The sequence below is a fragment of the Candidatus Thiosymbion oneisti genome (assembly GCF_900092655.1).
In the GTDB taxonomy this organism is placed as follows: domain Bacteria; phylum Pseudomonadota; class Gammaproteobacteria; order Chromatiales; family Chromatiaceae; genus Thiosymbion; species Thiosymbion oneisti.
The window spans coordinates 1-19646 of the sequence record NZ_FLUY01001595.1; the positions used below are offsets into that span (position 1 = coordinate 1).

Consider the following 19646-nt stretch of genomic DNA (forward strand, 5'->3'; position numbering starts at 1 on the left):
ATATCAACCCTTGAGGACTTATAAATGGATATTCTGTCAACGATTGTCTTGGTTGTTGTTGTAAGTGTTTTCGCTTTTATCGCATATGATGCAGCCCATGGCAAATAGCCGCTAACAAATCGCTCCAGCGGACATCCGAAACTGCGCGGCATTTGTGCATTTCGCTACGCTCAATTATTGCACAAAGCCGTTTCGTCTCGGCTACTGCTGAACTTGGTCGTTAGCCAATTACAGAAAAGAAGAGGTGGTTGAAATGTTGACTATTGATTTTTCAGATGAACTGCAAAGGAAGATTGCTAACTTTGCAATTCAAGTAGGACAAACTCCGGAACAAGCTGTTTTGGAAATTATTGAAGAACGTATGGATCACCAAAGTGCCTACAATGAAACAGCGTACTTGATGCAATCTGAAAAGAATAAAGAAAGGCTAGATCAAGCGATCAGGGATATTAGGGATGGTATCTTTGAAGAAAAAGAATTAAAAAATGGTTAGTTGGCACCAAAAAGCGTGGGATGATTATTGGGAACGTGGAAGCTCTGCGCCGCGGAGAAAAGGCGGGATGCGCTGCGCTTTCCCGCCCTACGCGGGCTCGGTACCCTTCCCTGCCTCAAGCCAATGCCATTAAGTTAAGTCTTGTAGGTCGGGTTAGGCGCGCCTTTCGATGGTGGGGGATGCAAACACCTTCGAACGCGCCCTAGCCCGACATTCGATGGTGCGCACCGGCTTGCTCCGTAGAAGATGCGGATTCAATCGAAGCCGGCTGCATACAGCGGCGTCATCCGCGGATTCGATAGACCGCGTTGTCGGGCTAGGGCGCGTTCGAATTCGCTGACACCTGTCAGCCTCGGAAGGTGCGCCTAACCCGACCGACCACGACAAGCCGGCAGCTAACTTAATGGCATTGTGCCTCAAGCTCCGCAATCGACTCTAGCAAATGGCGAGCATTTGCAGGAGATAGGTACGAGATATTGTACAGTAAGTATAGCAGCACATAACAAGGCCATCGACTCGGACGCGTTTTTTGTTCGCTGCGCTCACTGCAAATGCGCCGGTTACGGCTGGTGTTAGGCAATCTGCTCTCCGACAACGCCCTCAAAACCCTGGCGGACCGGCTCCTGCTCGAACAGGGGTGGCTGGATCCGTTGGAGCTGTTGCTGGCGGCCGACCTCTTGGCCTATGAGGACTACGAGGCCTGGCGGATGGGGCACAAGCCGACCATCCAGGGCCTACTCCGTGCCGCGCCGACGGACGTCGCCGATCTGTTGGAAGCGGTCGGGGCCTACGCCGCGGAGCAGGGGCTCGTGGCGACACCCGTGGAGCACCGCGGTTGGGCCGGTGTCGATACGCCGTTGCGCATCGGCGACCAGGTCCGCTTGGTCCGTGCCTGTGCCTTGGTCTTCGCTCCGCCCCCGGACCGGCCCCAACCGGACCTGTTTCAGGACGGCACCGTACCCTTGCTGGAGCAGGAGATCCAACGGGCCCTGGCCGAGCGCCGTATCGATCGGGCCCGGGAGCAGGTCGCACGGCTGGTACGGCAAGACCCGCACCATCGCCGCCTGCGCGGCTTCCTGCGCTTGATCCAGGTCATCGACGACCCGGATACCATGGTCCTTGGCGATCGCCTCCGGGAACTGCTGGCCATCGAGCCACTGGCGCGGGAGCTCCTGGGGCATCGGGATCGGGACTTTCTTGCCCCCCTGTGGTCGGATCTCGCGGAGTCCCTCGGCGGACGGGTCTTCGAGCCCGGCGCCCCGAAGCTCCATGCCAGCTTCGCCTGGGCCCGGGCCGGGCGTTGGGATGCGGTTTGTGAGGCGGTGGAGGCAGAGCGCGATTGGTGCGGTGAGCCGTCGCTTCTGCTGGCCCACGCCGAGGCCTGTTGGCACCGGCGCAACCTAGAGGCCAACCTGGGGGCCGCGCGGGCGGACTGGATGTGGCTGTGCTGGGAGCATCCCCTTAAGGCCGAGCAGACCTTCGCCTCGTCCCGGTTCCCCGATCGCCGTCTCGCCGAGCTTTGGGACAGATTCGGCGACCTGAACCCGCCATTGGATACCGAGGACTTCCCGGCCTGGTTGCTGCTGCAGGAACCCGTTACGGCGGTCTCCTTGGCACCGGATTCGATACCGTCCGACGAACGCGGTACCGCCTATCGGCTGCTATACCGCCTGGTTACCGGCGACGATGACATCGGACTGCGGCGTGAGCTTTCGGAAATCCATCCCCAGCTGCTGCGTCTGTTTCTGGCGCAGCGGCCCTGATGGAAGGACCCTGCTACACGCCGCCTAGCTGCGGGCCCGGCCAAGTGCCCCGTCCGTCATCTGAATTCAGCGCCAAACGGCGGTTTGCATCGAGTTGAAGTGATGGTCATAGGTCCAGACCCGGAGTCTTAATCTGGATGCCAAGGTGGCCAATGTGGCATCGAACAGCGAGATGGACTGGTCGGGAAACCGGCTGACCAGCACTGTAGCGTTACAGGGGACCCTATCTGCTCGGAAGATCCCTCCCTTCGGTTCGGGACAAGCTTGGCAGGGGGATTGCAAACTATTTGATGGTATCCTTGCCCGCAGATCGAAATTTCATAAACCAAATTGAGGTAAAACCGACCGATGAGCGTTGCAACCGGCACGAAGAAACATGTCTTTGCATTCACCGAGGGGGATGGAAAGAACAAGAAGCTCCTGGGTGGCAAGGGGTCGAATCTGTGTGAGATGACCCAGATCGGGTTGAACGTACCTCCAGGATTTGTGATTTCCACCGTGGCCTGTCTCGAGTATCTGGACTCCCCGTCACGGGAGCTGCCGGCGGGCATCATGGACGAGGTCCGGGCCCACATGCGCAAGCTCGAGACCCAGACCGGCAAGGGCTTCGGCGATGCCAAGAACCCCTTGCTGGTCTCGGTGCGCTCGGGCTCCGCCTTGTCCATGCCGGGCATGATGGACACCATCCTCAACCTGGGCCTTAACGCCACGACCCTGGAGGGCGTGATCGCCCAGACGGGTGATCGCCGTTTCGGCTATGACGCCTATCGGCGCTTTATCCAGCTCTTCGGCAAGGTGGCGCAAGGCGTGCCGGACGAGCGCTTCGATCAGCAATTAGAGGCGGTCAAGCAGCAGGTCGGGGTCACGGAAGACGTCGCGCTCAGCGCCGACGACCTCCGGGAGATCAGTGAGCGCTTCCTCCAGGTGGTGGCAGAGACCACCGGCAGGTCCTTCCCCGCAGACCCCTTCGCGCAGCTCGAGCTCGCGATCAAGGCGGTGTTCAACTCCTGGATGGGCAAACGGGCCGTGGATTACCGGAAGCAGTTCAATATCACCCCGGACATGGCCAACGGCACGGCGGTGAACATCCAAACCATGGTGTTCGGGAATCGCGGGGAAGACAGCGCCACCGGCGTGGCCTTTACCCGCAATCCGGGGACCGGCGAAAACAAGCTCTTCGGCGAGTACCTGGTCAATGCCCAGGGCGAGGACGTGGTGGCGGGTATCCGCACCCCCAAACCCATCGACTGGATGACGGCCGAGATGCCACAGCTGGCCACAGAGCTCGCCGAGCTGCGCGACAAGCTGGAGACCCATTATCATGAAGTCCAGGACTTCGAGTTTACCATCGAGCGCGGTCGCTTGTTCTGCCTACAAACCCGCAATGGCAAGATGAACGCCACCGCCATGGTGCATACCTCGGTGGAGATGGAACGTGAGGGGCTGATCGACAAGCAAGAGGCCCTGTTGCGTATCCAGCCCGAGTCGCTGGAGCAGATGCTGTTTCCCCGCCTCGACCCCGAGGTGCGTGCCGAGCCGGTGGCCCAGGGCTTACCGGCCTCGCCCGGGGCCGCCTCCGGCATCGCCGTGTTCGACGCGGACCGCGCCGAGCAGATGGGCAAGGAACTGGGCCACAAGGTGATCCTGGTGCGGGAGGAGACCAAGCCCGAGGACATCCACGGCTTCTTCGCCGCCCAGGGTATCCTCACCTCCCGCGGCGGCAAGACCTCCCACGCGGCGGTGGTAGCCCGGGGCATGGGCAAGCCCTGTGTGGCCGGCGCCGAGGGCATCAGTGTCGATGTGGAACGCCGCGAGGCCCAGGTGGGGGCATCCAGCTTCTGCGAGGGGGACGTCATCACTATCGACGGCAGCACGGGCAAGGTCTATCTCGGCGAGATCCCCACCGTGGAGCCGGACTTTACCCAGGAGCTCGACCAAATCCTGGAGTGGGCGGACGAGGTGGCCCGACTCCAGGTGTGGGCCAACGCGGACCTGCCCGACGACGCCCGTCGGGCCGTCAGGTACGGTGCCGTGGGCATCGGGTTGGCCCGCACCGAGCGCATGTTCAACGCCGTGGACCGCTTGCCCATCGTCATCGAGATGATCATGGCCGAGACCCCGGAGGAGCGCCAAGCGGCCCTGGACCGGCTGCTGCCCCTACAACGGGCCGACTTCAAGGAGCTGTTCCAGGTCATGGCCCCGAACCCCGTCACCATTCGTCTGTTGGACCCACCGATCCACGAGTTCCTGCCGGACGAGCGCCAGCTGGAGCGGGATCTGGAGGCCCTGCGCAGCTTGAGCGAGACCATGCGCGGTGTGACGGTCCTCGAGGGTGCCATCGGCCTCATCCAGGCCCCCGACAAACACCGCGCCGAGATCAATAGGGTACGCCGGGTGGTGGACCCGATCCTGGTGGAGGCGGCCATCGCCAAAAAGGAGGCCATGCTGCACAAGGTGCGTGTCCTCTACGAGACCAATCCCATGCTCGGTCACCGCGGCGTGCGGCTGGGTATCAGCTTTCCGGAGATCTACAGGATGCAGATCCGGGCCATCCTGGAGGCGGCCGCCGACTGTGCCAAGGCGGGTATCCGGATTCAACCCCGGATCAAGGTCCCTCAGGTATGCACCCAGGAAGAGCTGCTGTGGGTCAAGGACTATGTGGACGAGATCCACGAAGAGATCAAGCAACGTGACGGGCGTCCGGTGGATTTCCAGTTCGGCACCATGATCGAGGTCGTGCGCGCCTGTATGGAGGCCGGTTCCCTGGCCGAGGTGGCGGAATTTTTCTCCTTTGGCACCAACGACCTCACCCAGGCCGCCTTCTCCTTCTCGCGGGAAGACGCCGAGAACAAATTCCTGCCCCTGTACAGCCAGTCGGGAATCCTACAGAACAACCCCTTCGAGGTGCTGGATATCAAGGGCGTGGGTAAGCTCATGGAGCTTGCTGTGGAGTGGGGCAAGGAGATCCGCCCCGACATGCACGTAGGCATCTGCGGCGAACACGGCGGCCATCCGGATTCCATTGGCTTCTGCCACCGGATCGGCCTGGATTACGTGAGCTGCTCGGCGCCCCGGGTGCCGGTAGCCAGACTGGCCGCGGCCCATGCGGCGCTGCTTGCCGGCTGAGCGCACCCGCCGGTGGATCGGTAAACGGAAACAAAACGCCGATCCACCTTTCCCGACCGATAGGCCCGTAGCGCCTTGGTGCTACGGACCTGTTTGCGAGCGGTAAGCGTAGGGTGGGCTGTGCCCACCAATAGGCTGTACGGACCAATTGCGCTTTCGTGTTTTTCGTGGTGAGCCCGTAGGTCGGGTCAGGCCAGGGCGACGGAGGTGGCTGGCAGACGGCGGATGGCGCAAGCTTATCCGCCCTACGCGAGCTAATTCATACAAAAAAAGGGCTTCTTGGGATTCAGAGTTCTGGGTTTCTGTTTAGTAGTTCATCAAATGTTTTGGTCGTCTCTTCCATAAACTTTTTCACGAGAATCGGATCTTTATTTCCATGCAAGTCTTCGACACCGGTATGTGAATCAACACCCGCAGGTTTTACTAACCTGATTGCTTCTCTGACATTCGTATGATTGATCCCTCCCGCGAGAATAACGGGACAAGAAGAGATTTCCACAATCCTCTTGCTGACATTCCAATCATGAGTCAAGCCTGTGGCTCCACTGGCCCCAGTATTTGGATCAAAAGTATCAGTTATAAATGCGTCCACATATGGCTCAAACCTCATATTTTCAACCAAGCATTTTTCATTGACCGACCCAATAATCAGGCTTTTGATAATAAATATTTTTTTTGCTTTTTTAATTTTAACCAATTCTTCCGGTTCAACCGGACCATGCAATTGAACATAGTTGGTTCCCAGGTATTCTGAAAACTCGGTAATTTCTCGAGCTTTATTAAGATAAGTGATCAAGACAGATTTGCATCTCTTGCCAAGTGAACGGATAATCCGTGAAGCCTCTTCTTCAGTTAAATCAGGTGTATGAATGTCAAGACGAAGTGGAAACCCTAAATAGTTTATTCCACAAGCCATAATTGCTTGAGCTTCTTCAAGGCTGCGGATTCCTGCAACCTGGATAATTGACTTCACATATCTGTCAGGTCCCGGATGATGAGGGCTTGTGATTCCCGGGGAGAGCTGCCGCCCCTGGTTGGAAGATGCTATTCGAGCCAACTGTGGCTACCACGCCAGTCACCGACTCTACCAGATTTTCACAGATGAAAAACGAAACAATCTGTGAAAATCTGCGTAATCTGCGGATGATTGGAAGAGAGCCACGCAGGGATCTCCTTAGAGGCTGTCTAAAAAAAGGCTGTAGGCCATAGTCGGGAGTAGGCTGGGTTGAGGAACGAAACCCAGCGTTTACGAGTAAGTCTGGTTTGCTGGGTCTCGTCCCTCGGCCCAGCCTACCGACTTAAAATCAATGGGTTAGTTTTCAGACAGCCTCTCAGCCTCCATCGGCTATGATATCGCCCAGTCCTTGCAGCAGCTTGCCATTGCCGGGTTTTTCCCCGGCGGCGGGCAGTATTGCTGCCTGCAGTGCCGGCTTCCGGAGATTTCTGTGACCAAGAGCATGACCGCCTTCGCCCGTGCATCCGCAACCATGGATGCAGGTGAGCTGACCTGGGAGCTACGCTCCGTCAATCATCGTTATTTGGAGGCCTCCGTGCGCCTCCCGGAGGGGCTGCGGACACTGGAGCCCGCGGTGCGTGAGCGCCTCGCCTCAGGTCTCGGGCGGGGGAAGCTGGACTGTACGCTCCGCCATGTACCGGGTCCAAGTACGGGCTGTAACCTGCATATCAACCGGCATTACCTGGCGCAGCTGCTGGCCGTCGGGGGCGAAGTGGCGGAGCTCATCGGGCACCGGGCGCAACCCGCCCCGTTCGAGCTCCTGCGCTGGCCCGGCGTGCTGCAGGAGCAGCCGCCTGATTTGGAGCCGATTATCCAGCGGTCCCTGGACCTACTGGACCAGGCCCTGGCCTCCCTGGTCGCGACCCGTGAGCGGGAAGGGGCACGGCTGGCTGGTCTTATTCAGGAACGCTGTGAAAGGCTCGCCGCCTGTGCGGCCCGGATCAGGCAGCGCATGCCCCAAGTCATGGCGGAGGTACGGGAGCGCATCCACGACCGGCTGCAGGAGGTGCGCGCCGAACTCGATCCGAACCGCTTGGAGCAGGAGCTTGCCCTGCTCGCCCAACGCCTGGATGTGGACGAGGAGCTGGATCGTCTGGCGGCGCATATCGATGAGGTCCGATCGGTGTTGAACGGAAGCGGACCCGTTGGTCGCCGCCTGGACTTCCTGATGCAGGAGCTCAACCGGGAGGCCAACACCCTGACCTCGAAATCCTCCGACCTCGAGGTCACCCGCATGGCCGTAGAGATGAAGGTCCTGATCGAGCAGATGCGAGAGCAAGTTCAAAACATCGAGTGACGTCTTACGTTATGTGCTCAATGTGGGTTTAGGCTCGATAGAATAGGTTCCATGTTGACTCATCTTGTCCTTGGAATAGCTTCCTGCATCGCCTTCGTCTTGCGGCGCGATAGATCGGATTTTGGTCTGTGAGTCGGTTTCTCATTCATGGTGTTACGGGCTGCCGCCTGCAGCGCTTGCAGTCGCTCCGGAGTCAATCCGCTGGCACCGACTGCATAATCTTCCTTATTTATCGCCTTGACGATAAGCTCTTCTTCCTCATCGAGGAAGTGTCCAATCCGGGGTTCTTGCTTCATGATTTCTTTCCCCTTAGGTAGAGAGCCGTGTGTTTACGACTGGGAAAAACGGTCTTGAGGAATATTGCTTCCTCGGATTCGACATAGGGCACCACATATGCGTAGTTATCGATTTCGAGCACGAACATACGCTGATGCGAATAGCTACTACCAGGATTGGATATGTCATCCAATACGCGACCTTCTGCAAGGGCAAGGATACAGTCGTCGAAGCTCACCCGCCTCCTGGCGACATCCCGGCTCAAGGCGTTCGCCTTTACCGGATTCCAAACGATCTTTTTCATGTTCCCGATTGTATGTAGGGAGTATAGAATGAACAAGGGAATTTTGTTTATCCTGTCCGCCGCCTCGGGGGCGGGGAAGACGAGTCTCGTCCAGGCGTTGCTCGAGCGCGAATCGAGTCTGCGTTTGGCGGTATCTTTCACCACCCGGACCCCTAGGCCCGGCGAGCAGGACGGCGTCCATTATCACTTCGTCGCGCCGGAGCGGTTCCGGCGCATGGTCGCCGCGGGCGAGTTTCTGGAGCATGCACAAGTCTTCGGCAATCGCTACGGGACGGCGGAATCCACCGTGCGCTCGCAGCTGGAACAAGGACGGGACCTCTTGCTGGAGATCGACTGGCAAGGGGCCAGGCAGGTTCGCATGCGCTTTCCGCAGGCCGTCTCCATCTTCATCCTGCCGCCCTCGGCGCAGGCGTTGGAGCAGCGTTTGCGTAACCGTGGCTTGGACAGTGACCAAGTTATCGCGAACCGGATGGCCGCGGCGCGCTCGGAGATGTCGCACTACGCGGAGTACGCCTATCTGGTGGTGAACGATCGCTTCGACACCGCGCTGAACGACTTGGCCTGTCTGGTCAGAGCCGAGCGGCTGCGGTGCTCCCACCAGGCGCCGCGACTCGGATCCCTGCTGGCTGGGCTTGCGGAGTAGAACTTAGAGAAGTGCAATCCTGAATGATTCGGCGTTGTCTGGAAGGTTTGACGTGTTGCGTTCGACGCCCCAAGGCTCGCTGATCGTCTGCCAGATCAGTGCCGGCGTCTTAACGCAACTACACCCACATTACCCCCTACGCGGCTTGTCCGCGCGGACCTCGCTTTGTGTGTAGGTTGCGTTAGCCGCGCGGGAAAGCGTTTAGGGGGGCACGGCGTCGAGCGCGGCGTAACGCAACACGACACCTTTTCGGGTAGCACCAAATAATGCCGGACAACTGTTTGGGGAAAGGGTATATTGCGCTGGTCGGCGCAGGCGCGAGTCGTCGCCGGTACGAGTTTTTGATAGCCTAGTACGGTGGGGATTTGAACGATCACCCGGCATTGCGTGAAGCACACGCCACTGCCGCCCTCGAACCCCCAATTTCCGATCGGAGCACCATCAGATGGCACGCATTACGGTAGAGGATTGTCTCGAGCACGTGGACAATCGATTCGAACTCGTCCTGTTGGCGACAAAACGCGCCCGGCAATTGACCCGCGGCGTCGAGCCTCTGCTGCCCTGGGAGAACGACAGGCCCACGGTCATGGCCCTGCGTGAGATCGCCGCAGGTGCGTTGAGCGCCGAGTCCATCACCGCCACGGAACCACAGGAAGAAGACACCATCAAATCCGTAGAGCGGGCGCTTGCCGAGGAGCTGACCGCGGATGGGTACAGAGGGGGGTTCGAGTAGGCGCCACAAGTGCCGTTTACGCCGAGAGAAGTCTTTACATCCCGGTCGGTGCCGGTGCCGGGTGTTGCCGTGCGGGATCGTCTTAGATCGGTCCTGACTTCTCTACGGTCGGTTGCGTTCCCAGGCAAGACTGCCGTGACGGTGGATAAGCCCCGCTTTCTGATCAGCGATCTGTGCTCTTTTCTCGGTTCCTATCTTTCCGCGGAGCAGATCCGGGAGGTCTACCGCGCCTATCTGTTCGGTGCCGAGGCCCACGAGGGGCAGCGGCGTAAGTCCGGCGAGCCCTACATCCATCACCCCATCGCAGTCGCCCGCCTTTTGGCGGAGATGAGCATGGACTACAAGTGCATCATGGCCGCCCTGCTCCACGACGTGATCGAGGACACGGCCACGGCGAGGGATCAACTCGCTGCGGTCTTCGACGAGGAGATCGCGGATCTGGTCGACGGTGTCAGCAAGCTCACCCAAATCGATTTCAGGTCGCGGGAGGAGGCCCAGGCGGCCAACTTTCGCAAGATGATGCTGGCCATGACCAAGGACATCCGGGTCATCCTCATCAAGCTCACGGACCGCCTGCACAACATGCGCACCTTGGGGGTTATGGTGCCGGCGACCTGCCGCCGGGTGTCCCGGGAAACCCTGGAGATCTACGCCCCCATCGCCAACCGTCTGGGACTCTACGGCATCCGCGTGGAGCTCGAGGATTTGAGTTTTGCTCACTATTGGCCCTGGCGCCACCGCGTCCTGGAGCGGGCCGTGAGCCGTGCACGCGGTGCCCGCACCGAGCTGATGAAAAACGTGGAAACGGCGTTGCGGGAACGGCTGGAACACGAAGGTATCACGGGCACCGTGGCCGGCCGCTGCAAGCACATCTACAGCATCTACCGTAAGATGCGGGACAAAAATCGCTCCTTCTCCGAGGTAGCGGATGTCTTCGCCTTTCGGGTGGTCGTCGATAAGGTGGATACCTGTTATCGGATATTGGGTTTGGTACACAACCTATACAAACCGGTGCCGGGAGGGTTCAAAGACTATATCGCCATCCCCAAGTCAAACGGCTACCAGTCCCTGCATACGGTGTTGGTGGGACCCCAGGGGCTGCCGATCGAGGTCCAAATCCGCACTGAGGACATGCAGCATATCGCCGACAGCGGTATCGCCGCTCATTGGATGTACAAGTCGGACCACGACGACGGTGGCAATCCCCAGACCTTGGCGGCGGACTGGCTGCAGAACCTGCTGGAAATGCAACGCGGGTACGGGGATTCGGTGGAGTTTCTCGAACACGTCAAGATCGACCTGTTTCCGGATGAGGTCTATGTCTTCACGCCCCGTGGGCGCATCCTGGTGTTGCCGAAGGGGGCCACGGTGGTGGACTTTGCCTATGCCATCCATTCCGATGTAGGCAACACCTGCGTAGCGGCACGCATCGAGCGGCACCTGGTGCCCTTACGCACCGTGCTGCACAACGGCCAGACGGTAGAGATCATCAATTCCCCCGAGGCGGCGCCGAACCCGGCCTGGCTCAAGTTCGTGGTTACCGGCAAGGCACGCGCGAATGTGCGCGCCTACCTCAAGAACCTGCAGCGTCAAGAGGCCGAGGCGCTGGGGCAACGCCTGCTCGACGGAGAGCTGAAGGGCTTTGGCCTGGACTGGCAACACCTACCTCAGGAGCGTTTGCAAGCCTATCTGAGCGCTTCCAACTTGACTTCCGCCGCCCAGCTGCTCGTCGATATCGGGCTCGGCAACCGGATGCCGGCCCTGGTGGCACGCCGGCTTGCCGCGGACGGCGGCGATGAGCTTGCCGAGAAGGCGCAACCAGGGCAGGAAGCCGGGCGGCCGCATCGGTTTCCCATCAAGGGCACGGAGGGGATCATGGTCAATTTCCCCCGTTGCTGCCGGCCCATTCCGGGTGACGGTATCGTAGGGCTGTTCAGTCCCGGCAAGGGAATCGTGGTCCATCGCCAGGAGTGCGGCAACCTGGGGGATTTCCAAAGCCAGGGGGACAAGTGGCTGGATGTGGAATGGGCGGCCGAGCCCGGCGTCGACTTCTCCACCGGGATCCGGATCGAAGTGAACAACCGCCGCGGCACCTTGGCCACGGTTGCCGCCGCCATCGCCGAGCTGGGCTCTAACATCGAGAACGTCCAGTCCTCCGAAAAAGACGGTATGAGTGCCGCCCTGGATTTCCTGATCACAGTGCATGACCGACAGCATTTGGCTCAGATTATCCGCCGTCTGCGGGCGATTCCACCGGTCATGCGGATCTTTCGAATCCCGCGCTAGTACGTAGTTTCACCCTATTTTACGTTCTCTGACCCGTAGGGTGGGCTGCGCCCACCAGTTAAGCGCGGGAGCGGTGGGCACAGCCTACCCTACAGGCTATATGCAAAATATGCAGAAATGGGGTACTAGGGTTGCAATCCTGGCATTGGGTCGCAACCTTGCATGGTCTAAAGCCAATCGGCAAAAGGTACCGCCAATGAGTGAGATGACCCCTGATGAACGCCTGTTGCTGACGCGTCGGACCATGGAGCTGCTTGAGGGCTGGGGCCTGGGGGCACAGGACATCCTCAGAATTCTATGCCTGCCGGAGACGGTCAAGGCGCGTGCGGTATCCCGCTTCAGGGAGGACGTACCCCTCCCGGACGACCCGGAGGTCAATCGGCGTGTGGCCTACCTGATGCGTATCGAGGAGGCACTGCACACCTACTTTCCGCGCAATCCCGAGATGCGGTCCATGTGGGTCAAGCGCGGTCACAGGCAGTTCGGAAAACGGACTCCCATCGCCGTCATGGTCGAAGGCGGTGAGCGTGGCCTGGTCTCCGTTCTCTCCCACCTCGACTGCACCTTCGCATGGGACCAAACCGGCTCCAAGAGCGAGTACAGTCAAAATCAAGGCAGCACTTGAGAACCCTGCCAAGGTTGTAATCCTTGTCATTCCGGCAGGGAGTGCCGGAATCCAGTGTCATGGACGGCAACAACAGTGGTGCTCCGAACCATTCTCAGGGCGACCACAGTCTGTAATCACCGGCAGGAGAGGAGCGGTTTGACCCTGTCAGACCGCGCCCATATACTTACAGGCTTGCGCCAATCCTCGGTAGCTCAGTCGGTAGAGCGGGTGACTGTTAATCACTAGGTCAGAGGTTCGAGTCCTCTCCGGGGAGCCAAACAACCAACCGCCGATTCCGACGGTTCAAGGCCCCTTAGGTCGATCCCCAGGGGTCTTATTGTTGTTGTTCCTCGCGAGCTAACCGGGTCCGGATTCGGACTTGTCACCAGGTCCGGTAGGTGCCGACGTCGAATCGGTTGGGGGCGCCTTCGCGGCCGGTTTGGCCCCGGCGTCGTCCAGGATGGTCTCCAGCGGATTGCTCCGGGCCTGCTTGTCCAGGATTTCCTGGAGCTCCTGCGCCTTGATTTCCCGGTCGATCTCTTCTTTCATCGAGCTCAGCATGCGGCGACCGCGCCCGATCCACAACCCTGCGGTGCGTGCGACCTTGGGCAGGCGCTCGGGTCCCACCACCAGCAACAGGATCACGCCGATGAGGGCAAGCTCCCAGAATCCGATGTCGAACATGAACCGATCCTAGTGGGTTATTCCATCTGACTTTGCTGATTGTCATTGCGACCGAAGGGAGAAATCCTGCGTTAAGGAGAAGAACCAAATAGCTGTTATCGGTACTTCGGGATTGCTGTACCAGGTGCTTCAGAGCTTCTCCCGGTCCTTGTCCGCCATCGCGGCGGAGGTGGTCTTGTCGCCCTCGGTGCCGCGCTTGGCGGCCTCCTCCCCGAGCTGCTTCGGTTCGGTATCTTCCCGCTCGTGCTCCGTCATGGCACTGCGAAAACCCTTTACCGCATTGCCCAGATCCGAACCGATGCTCTTCAGTCGCTTGGTGCCGAAGAGCAGCAGCACGATCACCAATATGATCAAGAGTTGCCAGATGCTGATGCCACCCATTCCCATGATCTCGGTCTCCTCCGCCATTACCCCGCAGGGATGGTCGGTAGTCTGTTCTTGCCCCCGAGGCATCGGGCGCCCGCTTAACTTTCAATCATAACTCAAAAAACGATTTCCATGCAGTTGCCGGCTCAGCCCGGCAGGGCTACCGAATAATCATCACTGCCGAAACACAACCTTGAGTAATGGTTCAGAGTCCCGCTGTTGTCGCCATCCTTGGCCCTGGATTCCGGCACTCCCTGCCGGAATGACGAGCTGAGGTCATAGTGATGTTCATGCCGAGCTGCGTTCGAGGGGCTGGCCGCACTGCCTGCACCGATAGAGCTGTCCGGATCTGACTCGGTTGTGCCTGATGCTGGTCAGCTGGTGGATGCGGCAGGCGCAGCGGTAGTCATACCGGCGCAGGTGCCGGACCTGTAAGCCGTCTACGCGATAGTGGTGGCAGCGCTCGGGCGTTGCGCCGAAGAGCACCATGATCGCGCGCCATTCGCGCCCATGGGGGGGAACCTGAGGTCCGAACAGGCTGAAGGCCACCAGGTGCGCCGTTTCGTGAGGAATCGTTTGGGAAAGAAACGCCCAGGGATGGCGCTCCAGCAGGCGTGCATTGTAGCGGATCAAGCAGTCGCCTCCGTCCGTGACGCGCACCTGTCCGGCGCTCGTCCCACGCAGATCGAAGCGAACGCTCGGCGTTGCGAGCTCGGCATCGAAATGTCGCGCCGCCAAATCATGCAGCTTGGTGGTTAGCCGCTTGGCCCGGTGCTGTAGGTGGTCGCTGTCTTTGGATTCTGTGCTTGATGGCATGTGTCGTCCGCCGTTTGCTAAGAGATTGGTCTGACGTAGTGAGGAAAGGGCAGGGGACCGAGGTAGGTTTTGCGCTCCGAACGACATCCTTCTATCCGCAGATTACGCAGGTTACACGGATTTTCACAGAGGCAAGATGAAGTAATCTGTAGGAATCTCGTAATCTGCGGATTAATATTTAAAGTTATGTGCACTCGCCACTCGCCCTGGCCAGCGATGCTTGGCCTTGCTCAGGATCGATCGAACGGGTAGACTTAACCGGATCAGGAAACAGCGGTTTTGAAGTTTGGAGCATGGAACCTGAACGCCACTAAGGCCCCGTGATCGGGGTTTTTTTTGGCTTCCAGCCGGGGCGGGGTAGGCACCTCGTCCGCACGGCGGGAGTCCTTCGCTAGAGTGGGCCTTGTGCCCATTTTTTGTTTGTGGCGAGCGCGGATACGGCACTTGGAAGACGAGTTGACGGGTCTGGTGAGGTCGGTAGTGGAACCGATGGGCTATGAGCTCGTGGGGGCCGAATATTTCCAACGCGGCAAGCGGGGTGCGGTGCTGCGCGTTTATATTGACCACCCGAGTGGCGACCACCCGAGCGGTGCTCGAAGGCAGGGTATCACGTTGGACGATTGCGGTAGGGTCAGCCATCAGCTAAGTGGAGTGCTCGACGTCGAGGACCCGATTGCCGGCCACTATGACCTGGAGGTCTCTTCCCCGGGCCTGGATCGGCCGCTGTTCACGGCCGCGCATTTTGAACGCTTTCGGGGCCGGAAGGTACGCATCAAGGCGGCGGTCAAGCTCGATGGTCGGCGCAACTTCGAGGGACGGATCGCCGGTCTGGAGCGGGCGCTGGTGCTGCTCAGGGTCGATGGCGAGATCTGGGAGATTCCCCTGGCAATGATCGAATCCGCGCGCTTGGTGCCTGAATTCTGATTCGGGAATGTGGAATGAGCAAAGAAATCCTGTTGGTGATTGAGGCCGTTTCGAACGAGAAGGACGTGCCCAGAGAGGTCATTTTTGAGGCCATGGAAGCGGCGTTGGCCTCCGCCACCCGCAGAAAGGCCAGTGGCGACATCGATGCCAGGGTTGCTATCGATCGCGAAAGTGGGGACTACGCTACCTTCCGCCGGTGGGAGGTGGTGGAAGACCCGGGAGAGGAGGGTCTGGAGGCGCCGGATCGCCAGCTTGCGCTGACGGCGGCTCGGGAGCGGGATTCGTCCGTCGAGGTCGGTGGTTTTATCGAGGAGCCCATAGACTCGGTGCTCTTCGGGCGCATCGCGGCACAGACGGCGAAGCAGGTGATCGTGCAGAAGGTCCGGGAGGCCGAGCGCGCCAAGGTGGTCGAGGCCTATCAGGACCGCAAAGGAGAGCTGGTTACGGGGGTCGTCAAGAAGGCCGACCGTGGCACCATCCTGCTTGATCTGGGCGGCAACGCGGAGGCCCTGGTACCACGGGAGCACGTCATTCCCCGCGAGTCGGTGCGCCCCGGCGACCGGCTCCGCGCCTATCTCTTCGAGGTCCGCTCCGAGTCCAAGGGACCGCAGCTCTTCGTGAGCCGCACGGCCCCGGAGCTGATGATCGAGCTGTTCAAGCTGGAGGTCCCGGAGGTCGGTGAAGGTCTGATCGAGATTCTGGCCGCGGCCCGGGATCCGGGCTCCCGGGCCAAGATCGCGGTACGCGCATTGGACTCACGCATCGATCCGGTAGGGGCCTGTGTCGGTATGCGCGGCTCGCGCGTGCAAGCGGTATCCAACGAGCTCAATGGCGAGCGGGTCGACATCATCCTGTGGAACAATAATCCGGCGCAGTTCATTATCAATGCCATGTCCCCGGCGGATGTGGTTTCGATCATCGTCGACGAGGAAGCACGCAGCATGGATGTGGCGGTAAAGGAAGAGAATCTCTCCCAGGCCATCGGCCGCGGCGGTCAGAACGTGCGCCTTGCCAGCCAGCTGACCGGCTGGGAGCTCAACGTGATGAACGAGGAGGAGGCCGCCGTCAAGAGCGAGCAGGAGGCCGGACGCCTGGTGGAGGACTTCATGGAGCAGCTCCAGGTGGATGAAGATATAGCGACCGTGCTGGTAGAGGAAGGTTTCTCGACCATCGATGAGGTGGCCTACGTGCCCATGTCGGAACTGATAGCCATCCGGAGGTTCGACGCGGAAACCGTCACCTTGCTGCGGGATCGGGCCAAGGACGTGCTGCTGACCCGCGCCATTGCCAGCGAGGAGAGCCTGGCCCGGGAGCCGGCGCCGGATCTGTTGCAGCTGGAGGGGATGAATAGGACGCTGGCCCTCAGTCTGGCCCGGAACGGTGTGGTTACCATGGAAGACCTGGCCGAGCAGTCACTGGACGAGCTCATGGAGCTGGTGGGTATCGATGCGGAGCAAGCGGCCATGTTGATCATGAAGGCGCGCGAACCCTGGTTTACCGAGGCGGAGAACGAATAGGGCCGGAGGGTATGCGGATGAGTGAAGTAACTGTCAACCAGCTGGCCAACACGGTAGGAATTCCGGTGGGGCGCCTCCTGGCCCAGCTGCATGAGGCGGGCATCTCGGCCGCCGACGGCGAGGCCAGACTGACCGAGCAGGAGAAGGTCCGACTGCTGGGCTATCTTCGCCGTAGTCACGGCAGGGTCGAGAGCGATGCCGGAACGGCACCCAGCCGGGTTACCCTCAAGCGCAAGTCGGTCAGTGAGTTGCGGCAGCCGACGGTGAGCGGCCGTATCGGTGGTAGTGTTCGGGCCGCTACCGCCCCCCGGGCCAAGACGGTCAGCGTTGAGGTGCGGCGTAAGCGCACCTACGTCAAGCGTGGCGTGCCAACGGCGGAGCCGGAAGCGCAGGATCGGATAGCCGTCGAGCAGGCGCCTCGGCCCCCCTCGGTCGGGGAGATGGAGCCTGCGGGTGCTCCGACGGATCGGCGCTCCGAGCTGCAGGCACGACGGGTGGAAGAGGATACGAAGCGCCTGGCGGAGCAGGAGGAGTTCGGGCGTAGGGTTAGGGAAGAGGAGGCCCGCCGCCGGGCGGAAGCGGGGACTCACCGCAAGGCTGAAGATGAGGCACGTCGCAAGATGGCGGAACAGAATGAGGCCGGGCTTGCAGCCGTATCTCACGCAGCGCCTGAAGGACCTGTCGGTGAGGACGCCGAGGTCAAGCAGCCGAAGGGCAAAGCGCGCAAGCTCGGGAAACGCAGCAACGAACCTCCCGAAAAGGAAAAATCCCCCAAGAAGGCCGGGCGCAAGGATGTGCCGCGCGCCCGCGAGTTGCCGCCGGAGGTCGAGTACGAAGAGGCCATCAGCGGAGAGGAGGTACCCGCAGCGCCGGAGCGACGTCCGCGCCGCAGGAAGAAGGTCGTCAAGCCCCAGCTTCAGGACAAGCATGGTTTCCAGCGGCCGACCGCCCCCGCGATACGCGAGGTGGAGATCCCCGAGACGATCTCCGTGGCCGACCTTGCGGCCCGCATGTCGGTAAAGTCCGGCGACGTGATCAAGGTCCTGTTCAAGCAGGGCATGCCGGTCACGATCAACCAAGTGCTGGACAGCGACACCGCCATGATTGTCGTCGAGGAGATGGGTCACAAGGCGGTCAGGGCCGAGGTCAGGGATGTCGAAGACACCATGATGCGACAGGTCGAGGAACAAATCGCGCAGCTGGAGCGGACGACGCGGCCGCCGGTGGTCACGGTCATGGGGCACGTCGATCACGGCAAGACCTCGTTGCTCGATCATATTCGTCGGACGCGTGTCGCCGCCGGCGAGGCCGGCGGCATTACCCAGCATATCGGTGCCTATCACGTCAAGACTAGCCGTGGCATGCTCTCTTTCCTGGACACCCCCGGCCATGCCGCCTTCTCGGCGATGCGTGCCCGGGGGGCCCAGGTCACGGATATCATCGTCCTGGTGGTGGCGGCGGACGACGGCGTTATGCCCCAAACGATCGAGTCCATTCAGCATGCGCGCGCGGCCGGTGTTCCCCTGGTGGTTGCGGTCAACAAGATCGACAAGTCGGAGGCGAATCCGGATCGGGTGATGCAGGAGCTTGCCCAGCGAGAGGTGGTGCCCGAGGAGTGGGGAGGGGAGACCATGGTAGTGAAGGTCTCCGCCAAGAGTGGCGAGGGCATCGACGAGCTGCTCGAGGCCTTGCTGCTGCAGGCGGAGGTGTTGGAGCTGACGGCGCCGGAGACAGGACCCGCCCGGGGTGTGATCGTCGAGTCCCGACTTGACCGGGGGCGGGGACCGGTGGCCACGGTCCTGGTCCGGGCCGGCACCCTGCGCCAGGGCGATCTGATCGTCAGCGGTACCGAGTTCGGTCGCGTGCGGGCCATGTTCGATGAGCAGGGGCGGGGCCTGGAGTCCGCCGGTCCCTCGATCCCGGTGCAGGTGCTGGGGCTCTCCGGCACGCCCAACGCCGGCGACGACCTGGTGGCGGTCACCGATGAGAAGCAGGCCCGTGAGGTAGCGGAGCTGCGGTGGGAGCGGGGACGCCGGTCGAAGCTCGAAGAGCAGCGCGGCGCGAGCCTGGATCAGCTCTTCTCCCAATTCAAAGAGGGGGAGACCCGGACGGTCAACATCGTCATCAAGGCAGACGTGCAGGGCAGCCTGGAGGCCTTGCGGGACAGCCTGCTGAAGCTCTCGACCGACGAGGTCAAGGTCGCCATCGTGACTTCGGGGATCGGGGGGCTGACCGAGTCCGACGCCAACCTGGCCGTGACCTCCAATGCCATTTTGCTCGGATTCAATGTCCGGGCCGATGCCGCCGCCCGCCGAATCGTGGAGGAGAAGGGCCTGGACCTGCGCTATTACAGCGTCATCTACGAGTTGATCGACGACGTGAAGAAGGCCCTATCAGGGCTCTTGAGCCCCGAGGTGACGGAGGAGATCATCGGTCTGGCCGAGGTACGGGATGTTTTCCGCTCCTTGAAGTTCGGTGCCATTGCCGGCTGCATGGTCGTCGAGGGACTAATCAAGCGCAACAATCCCATCCGTGTGTTGCGGGACAACGTGGTCATTTACGAGGGTGCGCTGGAGTCCTTGCGTCGCTTCAAGGAGGATGTGTCCGAGGTCAAGGCAGGTACCGAGTGTGGTGTCGGGGTGAAGAATTACAATGATGTCCAGGTCGGCGATCAGATCGAGGTGTTCGAGCGCACCGAGCGGGCGCGGGAGCTCTAGTACCTAGTGTAGTGCGCTGTAAATAGTAGAACTAACAAAGCCGCCCCTGGTCGGTTGTAGAGAGCCGATGCAGACAAGA

17 protein-coding genes and 1 tRNA gene are annotated in these 19646 nt (G+C 60.7%); 12 read left to right on the forward strand and 6 right to left on the reverse strand.

Annotation, left to right across the window (positions count from 1 at the left end; genetic code table 11):
• Nucleotides 1-253: 253 nt before the first annotated feature.
• The 3 genes from BQ17_RS16045 to ppdK all read left to right on the forward strand — a co-directional run bounded on the left by BQ17_RS16045 (nt 254) and on the right by ppdK (nt 5382).
• Nucleotides 254-493, forward strand: a complete 240-nt coding sequence (locus BQ17_RS16045) for a type II toxin-antitoxin system Phd/YefM family antitoxin (RefSeq protein WP_089728752.1) — start codon at nt 254-256, stop codon at nt 491-493.
• A 551-nt stretch (nt 494-1044) separates the two neighbouring features.
• Nucleotides 1045-2256 (forward strand): hypothetical protein, encoded by a 1212-nt coding sequence (locus BQ17_RS16050; protein WP_089728754.1) that lies wholly within the window; start codon nt 1045-1047, stop codon nt 2254-2256.
• A gap of 348 nt (nt 2257-2604) precedes the next feature.
• A complete protein-coding gene (gene ppdK, locus BQ17_RS16055; protein ID WP_089728756.1) occupies nt 2605-5382 on the forward strand; it encodes a pyruvate, phosphate dikinase in 2778 nt (925 codons plus the stop codon).
• Nucleotides 5383-5668: 286 nt separating this feature from the next.
• Here the strand turns inward: ppdK and BQ17_RS16060 are convergent, their stop codons facing one another.
• Nucleotides 5669-6355 carry a phosphoribosylanthranilate isomerase gene (locus tag BQ17_RS16060; protein WP_218068312.1) on the reverse strand — a complete coding sequence of 229 codons (687 nt, stop codon included), beginning with the start codon at nt 6353-6355 and terminating at the stop codon, nt 5669-5671.
• A gap of 472 nt (nt 6356-6827) precedes the next feature.
• On the opposite strand from BQ17_RS16060, the gene BQ17_RS16065 reads away from it, so the two are divergent.
• Nucleotides 6828-7694, forward strand: coding sequence for a YicC/YloC family endoribonuclease (locus BQ17_RS16065; RefSeq protein WP_089728760.1), 867 nt, complete (start codon nt 6828-6830; stop codon nt 7692-7694).
• Nucleotides 7695-7753: 59 nt separating this feature from the next.
• On the opposite strand, the gene BQ17_RS16070 is transcribed toward BQ17_RS16065, so the two are convergent.
• Nucleotides 7754-7990, reverse strand: a complete 237-nt coding sequence (locus BQ17_RS16070; protein WP_089728762.1) for a hypothetical protein — start codon at nt 7988-7990, stop codon at nt 7754-7756.
• Nucleotides 7987-8274 (reverse strand): hypothetical protein, encoded by a 288-nt coding sequence (locus BQ17_RS16075; protein ID WP_089728779.1) that lies wholly within the window; start codon nt 8272-8274, stop codon nt 7987-7989. The genes BQ17_RS16070 and BQ17_RS16075 overlap by 4 nt, the downstream gene beginning before the upstream one ends.
• 28 nt (nt 8275-8302) lie before the next feature.
• On the opposite strand from BQ17_RS16075, the gene gmk reads away from it, so the two are divergent.
• The 5 genes from gmk (at nt 8303) to BQ17_RS16100 (ending at nt 12820) form a co-directional block, all read left to right on the forward strand.
• Nucleotides 8303-8917 (forward strand): guanylate kinase, encoded by a 615-nt coding sequence (gmk, locus tag BQ17_RS16080; protein ID WP_089728765.1) that lies wholly within the window; start codon nt 8303-8305, stop codon nt 8915-8917.
• 445 nt (nt 8918-9362) lie between these two features.
• Complete coding sequence (rpoZ, locus tag BQ17_RS16085) at nt 9363-9650, forward strand: DNA-directed RNA polymerase subunit omega (protein WP_089728767.1); 288 nt, start codon at nt 9363-9365, stop codon at nt 9648-9650.
• Between the two features lie 135 nt (nt 9651-9785).
• Nucleotides 9786-11936 (forward strand): RelA/SpoT family protein, encoded by a 2151-nt coding sequence (locus BQ17_RS16090; RefSeq protein WP_256091638.1) that lies wholly within the window; start codon nt 9786-9788, stop codon nt 11934-11936.
• 196 nt (nt 11937-12132) lie between these two features.
• Nucleotides 12133-12561 carry a DUF2384 domain-containing protein gene (locus BQ17_RS16095; protein WP_089728769.1) on the forward strand — a complete coding sequence of 143 codons (429 nt, stop codon included), beginning with the start codon at nt 12133-12135 and terminating at the stop codon, nt 12559-12561.
• Nucleotides 12562-12744: 183 nt separating this feature from the next.
• Nucleotides 12745-12820, forward strand: a tRNA-Asn gene (locus BQ17_RS16100).
• Nucleotides 12821-12900: 80 nt separating this feature from the next.
• On the opposite strand, the gene tatB is transcribed toward BQ17_RS16100, so the two are convergent.
• The 3 genes from tatB to BQ17_RS16115 form a co-directional block, all read right to left on the reverse strand.
• The gene (tatB, locus tag BQ17_RS16105; RefSeq protein WP_089728771.1) at nt 12901-13227 is read right to left on the reverse strand and encodes a Sec-independent protein translocase protein TatB; all 327 of its coding nucleotides are present in this window, start codon (nt 13225-13227) and stop codon (nt 12901-12903) included.
• Between the two features lie 129 nt (nt 13228-13356).
• Nucleotides 13357-13614: a Sec-independent protein translocase subunit TatA gene (gene tatA / locus BQ17_RS16110; RefSeq protein ID WP_089728783.1), complete on the reverse strand. Its 258-nt coding sequence runs from the start codon at nt 13612-13614 to the stop codon at nt 13357-13359.
• Between the two features lie 267 nt (nt 13615-13881).
• A complete protein-coding gene (locus tag BQ17_RS16115) occupies nt 13882-14409 on the reverse strand; it encodes a SprT family zinc-dependent metalloprotease (RefSeq protein WP_165741737.1) in 528 nt (175 codons plus the stop codon).
• 435 nt (nt 14410-14844) lie between these two features.
• Between BQ17_RS16115 and rimP the strand changes: the two genes are divergently transcribed.
• The 3 genes from rimP to infB are packed head-to-tail and all read left to right on the forward strand — an operon-like array spanning nt 14845 to nt 19567.
• On the forward strand, nt 14845-15333 hold the full coding sequence (rimP, locus tag BQ17_RS16120; RefSeq protein WP_089728785.1) for a ribosome maturation factor RimP: 489 nt from the start codon (nt 14845-14847) through the stop codon (nt 15331-15333).
• Nucleotides 15334-15347: 14 nt separating this feature from the next.
• The gene (gene nusA, locus BQ17_RS16125) at nt 15348-16850 is read left to right on the forward strand and encodes a transcription termination factor NusA (protein ID WP_089728775.1); all 1503 of its coding nucleotides are present in this window, start codon (nt 15348-15350) and stop codon (nt 16848-16850) included.
• Between the two features lie 17 nt (nt 16851-16867).
• Complete coding sequence (gene infB / locus BQ17_RS16130; protein WP_089728777.1) at nt 16868-19567, forward strand: translation initiation factor IF-2; 2700 nt, start codon at nt 16868-16870, stop codon at nt 19565-19567.
• Nucleotides 19568-19646: the final 79 nt, after the last annotated feature.

Bases quoted from the DNA above. Each gene is read 5' to 3' on its own strand.
- BQ17_RS16045 (WP_089728752.1), top strand. From the start codon at position 254: ATGTTGACTATTGATTTTTCAGATGAACTGCAAAGGAAGATTGCTAAC.
- BQ17_RS16050 (WP_089728754.1), top strand. From the start codon at position 1,045: ATGCGCCGGTTACGGCTGGTGTTAGGCAATCTGCTCTCCGACAACGCC.
- ppdK (WP_089728756.1), top strand. From the start codon at position 2,605: ATGAGCGTTGCAACCGGCACGAAGAAACATGTCTTTGCATTCACCGAG.
- BQ17_RS16070 (WP_089728762.1), bottom strand. From the start codon at position 7,990: ATGAAGCAAGAACCCCGGATTGGACACTTCCTCGATGAGGAAGAAGAG.
- BQ17_RS16075 (WP_089728779.1), bottom strand. From the start codon at position 8,274: ATGAAAAAGATCGTTTGGAATCCGGTAAAGGCGAACGCCTTGAGCCGG.
- gmk (WP_089728765.1), top strand. From the start codon at position 8,303: ATGAACAAGGGAATTTTGTTTATCCTGTCCGCCGCCTCGGGGGCGGGG.
- rpoZ (WP_089728767.1), top strand. From the start codon at position 9,363: ATGGCACGCATTACGGTAGAGGATTGTCTCGAGCACGTGGACAATCGA.
- BQ17_RS16095 (WP_089728769.1), top strand. From the start codon at position 12,133: ATGAGTGAGATGACCCCTGATGAACGCCTGTTGCTGACGCGTCGGACC.
- tatB (WP_089728771.1), bottom strand. From the start codon at position 13,227: ATGTTCGACATCGGATTCTGGGAGCTTGCCCTCATCGGCGTGATCCTG.
- tatA (WP_089728783.1), bottom strand. From the start codon at position 13,614: ATGGGAATGGGTGGCATCAGCATCTGGCAACTCTTGATCATATTGGTG.
- BQ17_RS16115 (WP_165741737.1), bottom strand. From the start codon at position 14,409: ATGCCATCAAGCACAGAATCCAAAGACAGCGACCACCTACAGCACCGG.
- nusA (WP_089728775.1), top strand. From the start codon at position 15,348: ATGAGCAAAGAAATCCTGTTGGTGATTGAGGCCGTTTCGAACGAGAAG.
- infB (WP_089728777.1), top strand. From the start codon at position 16,868: ATGAGTGAAGTAACTGTCAACCAGCTGGCCAACACGGTAGGAATTCCG.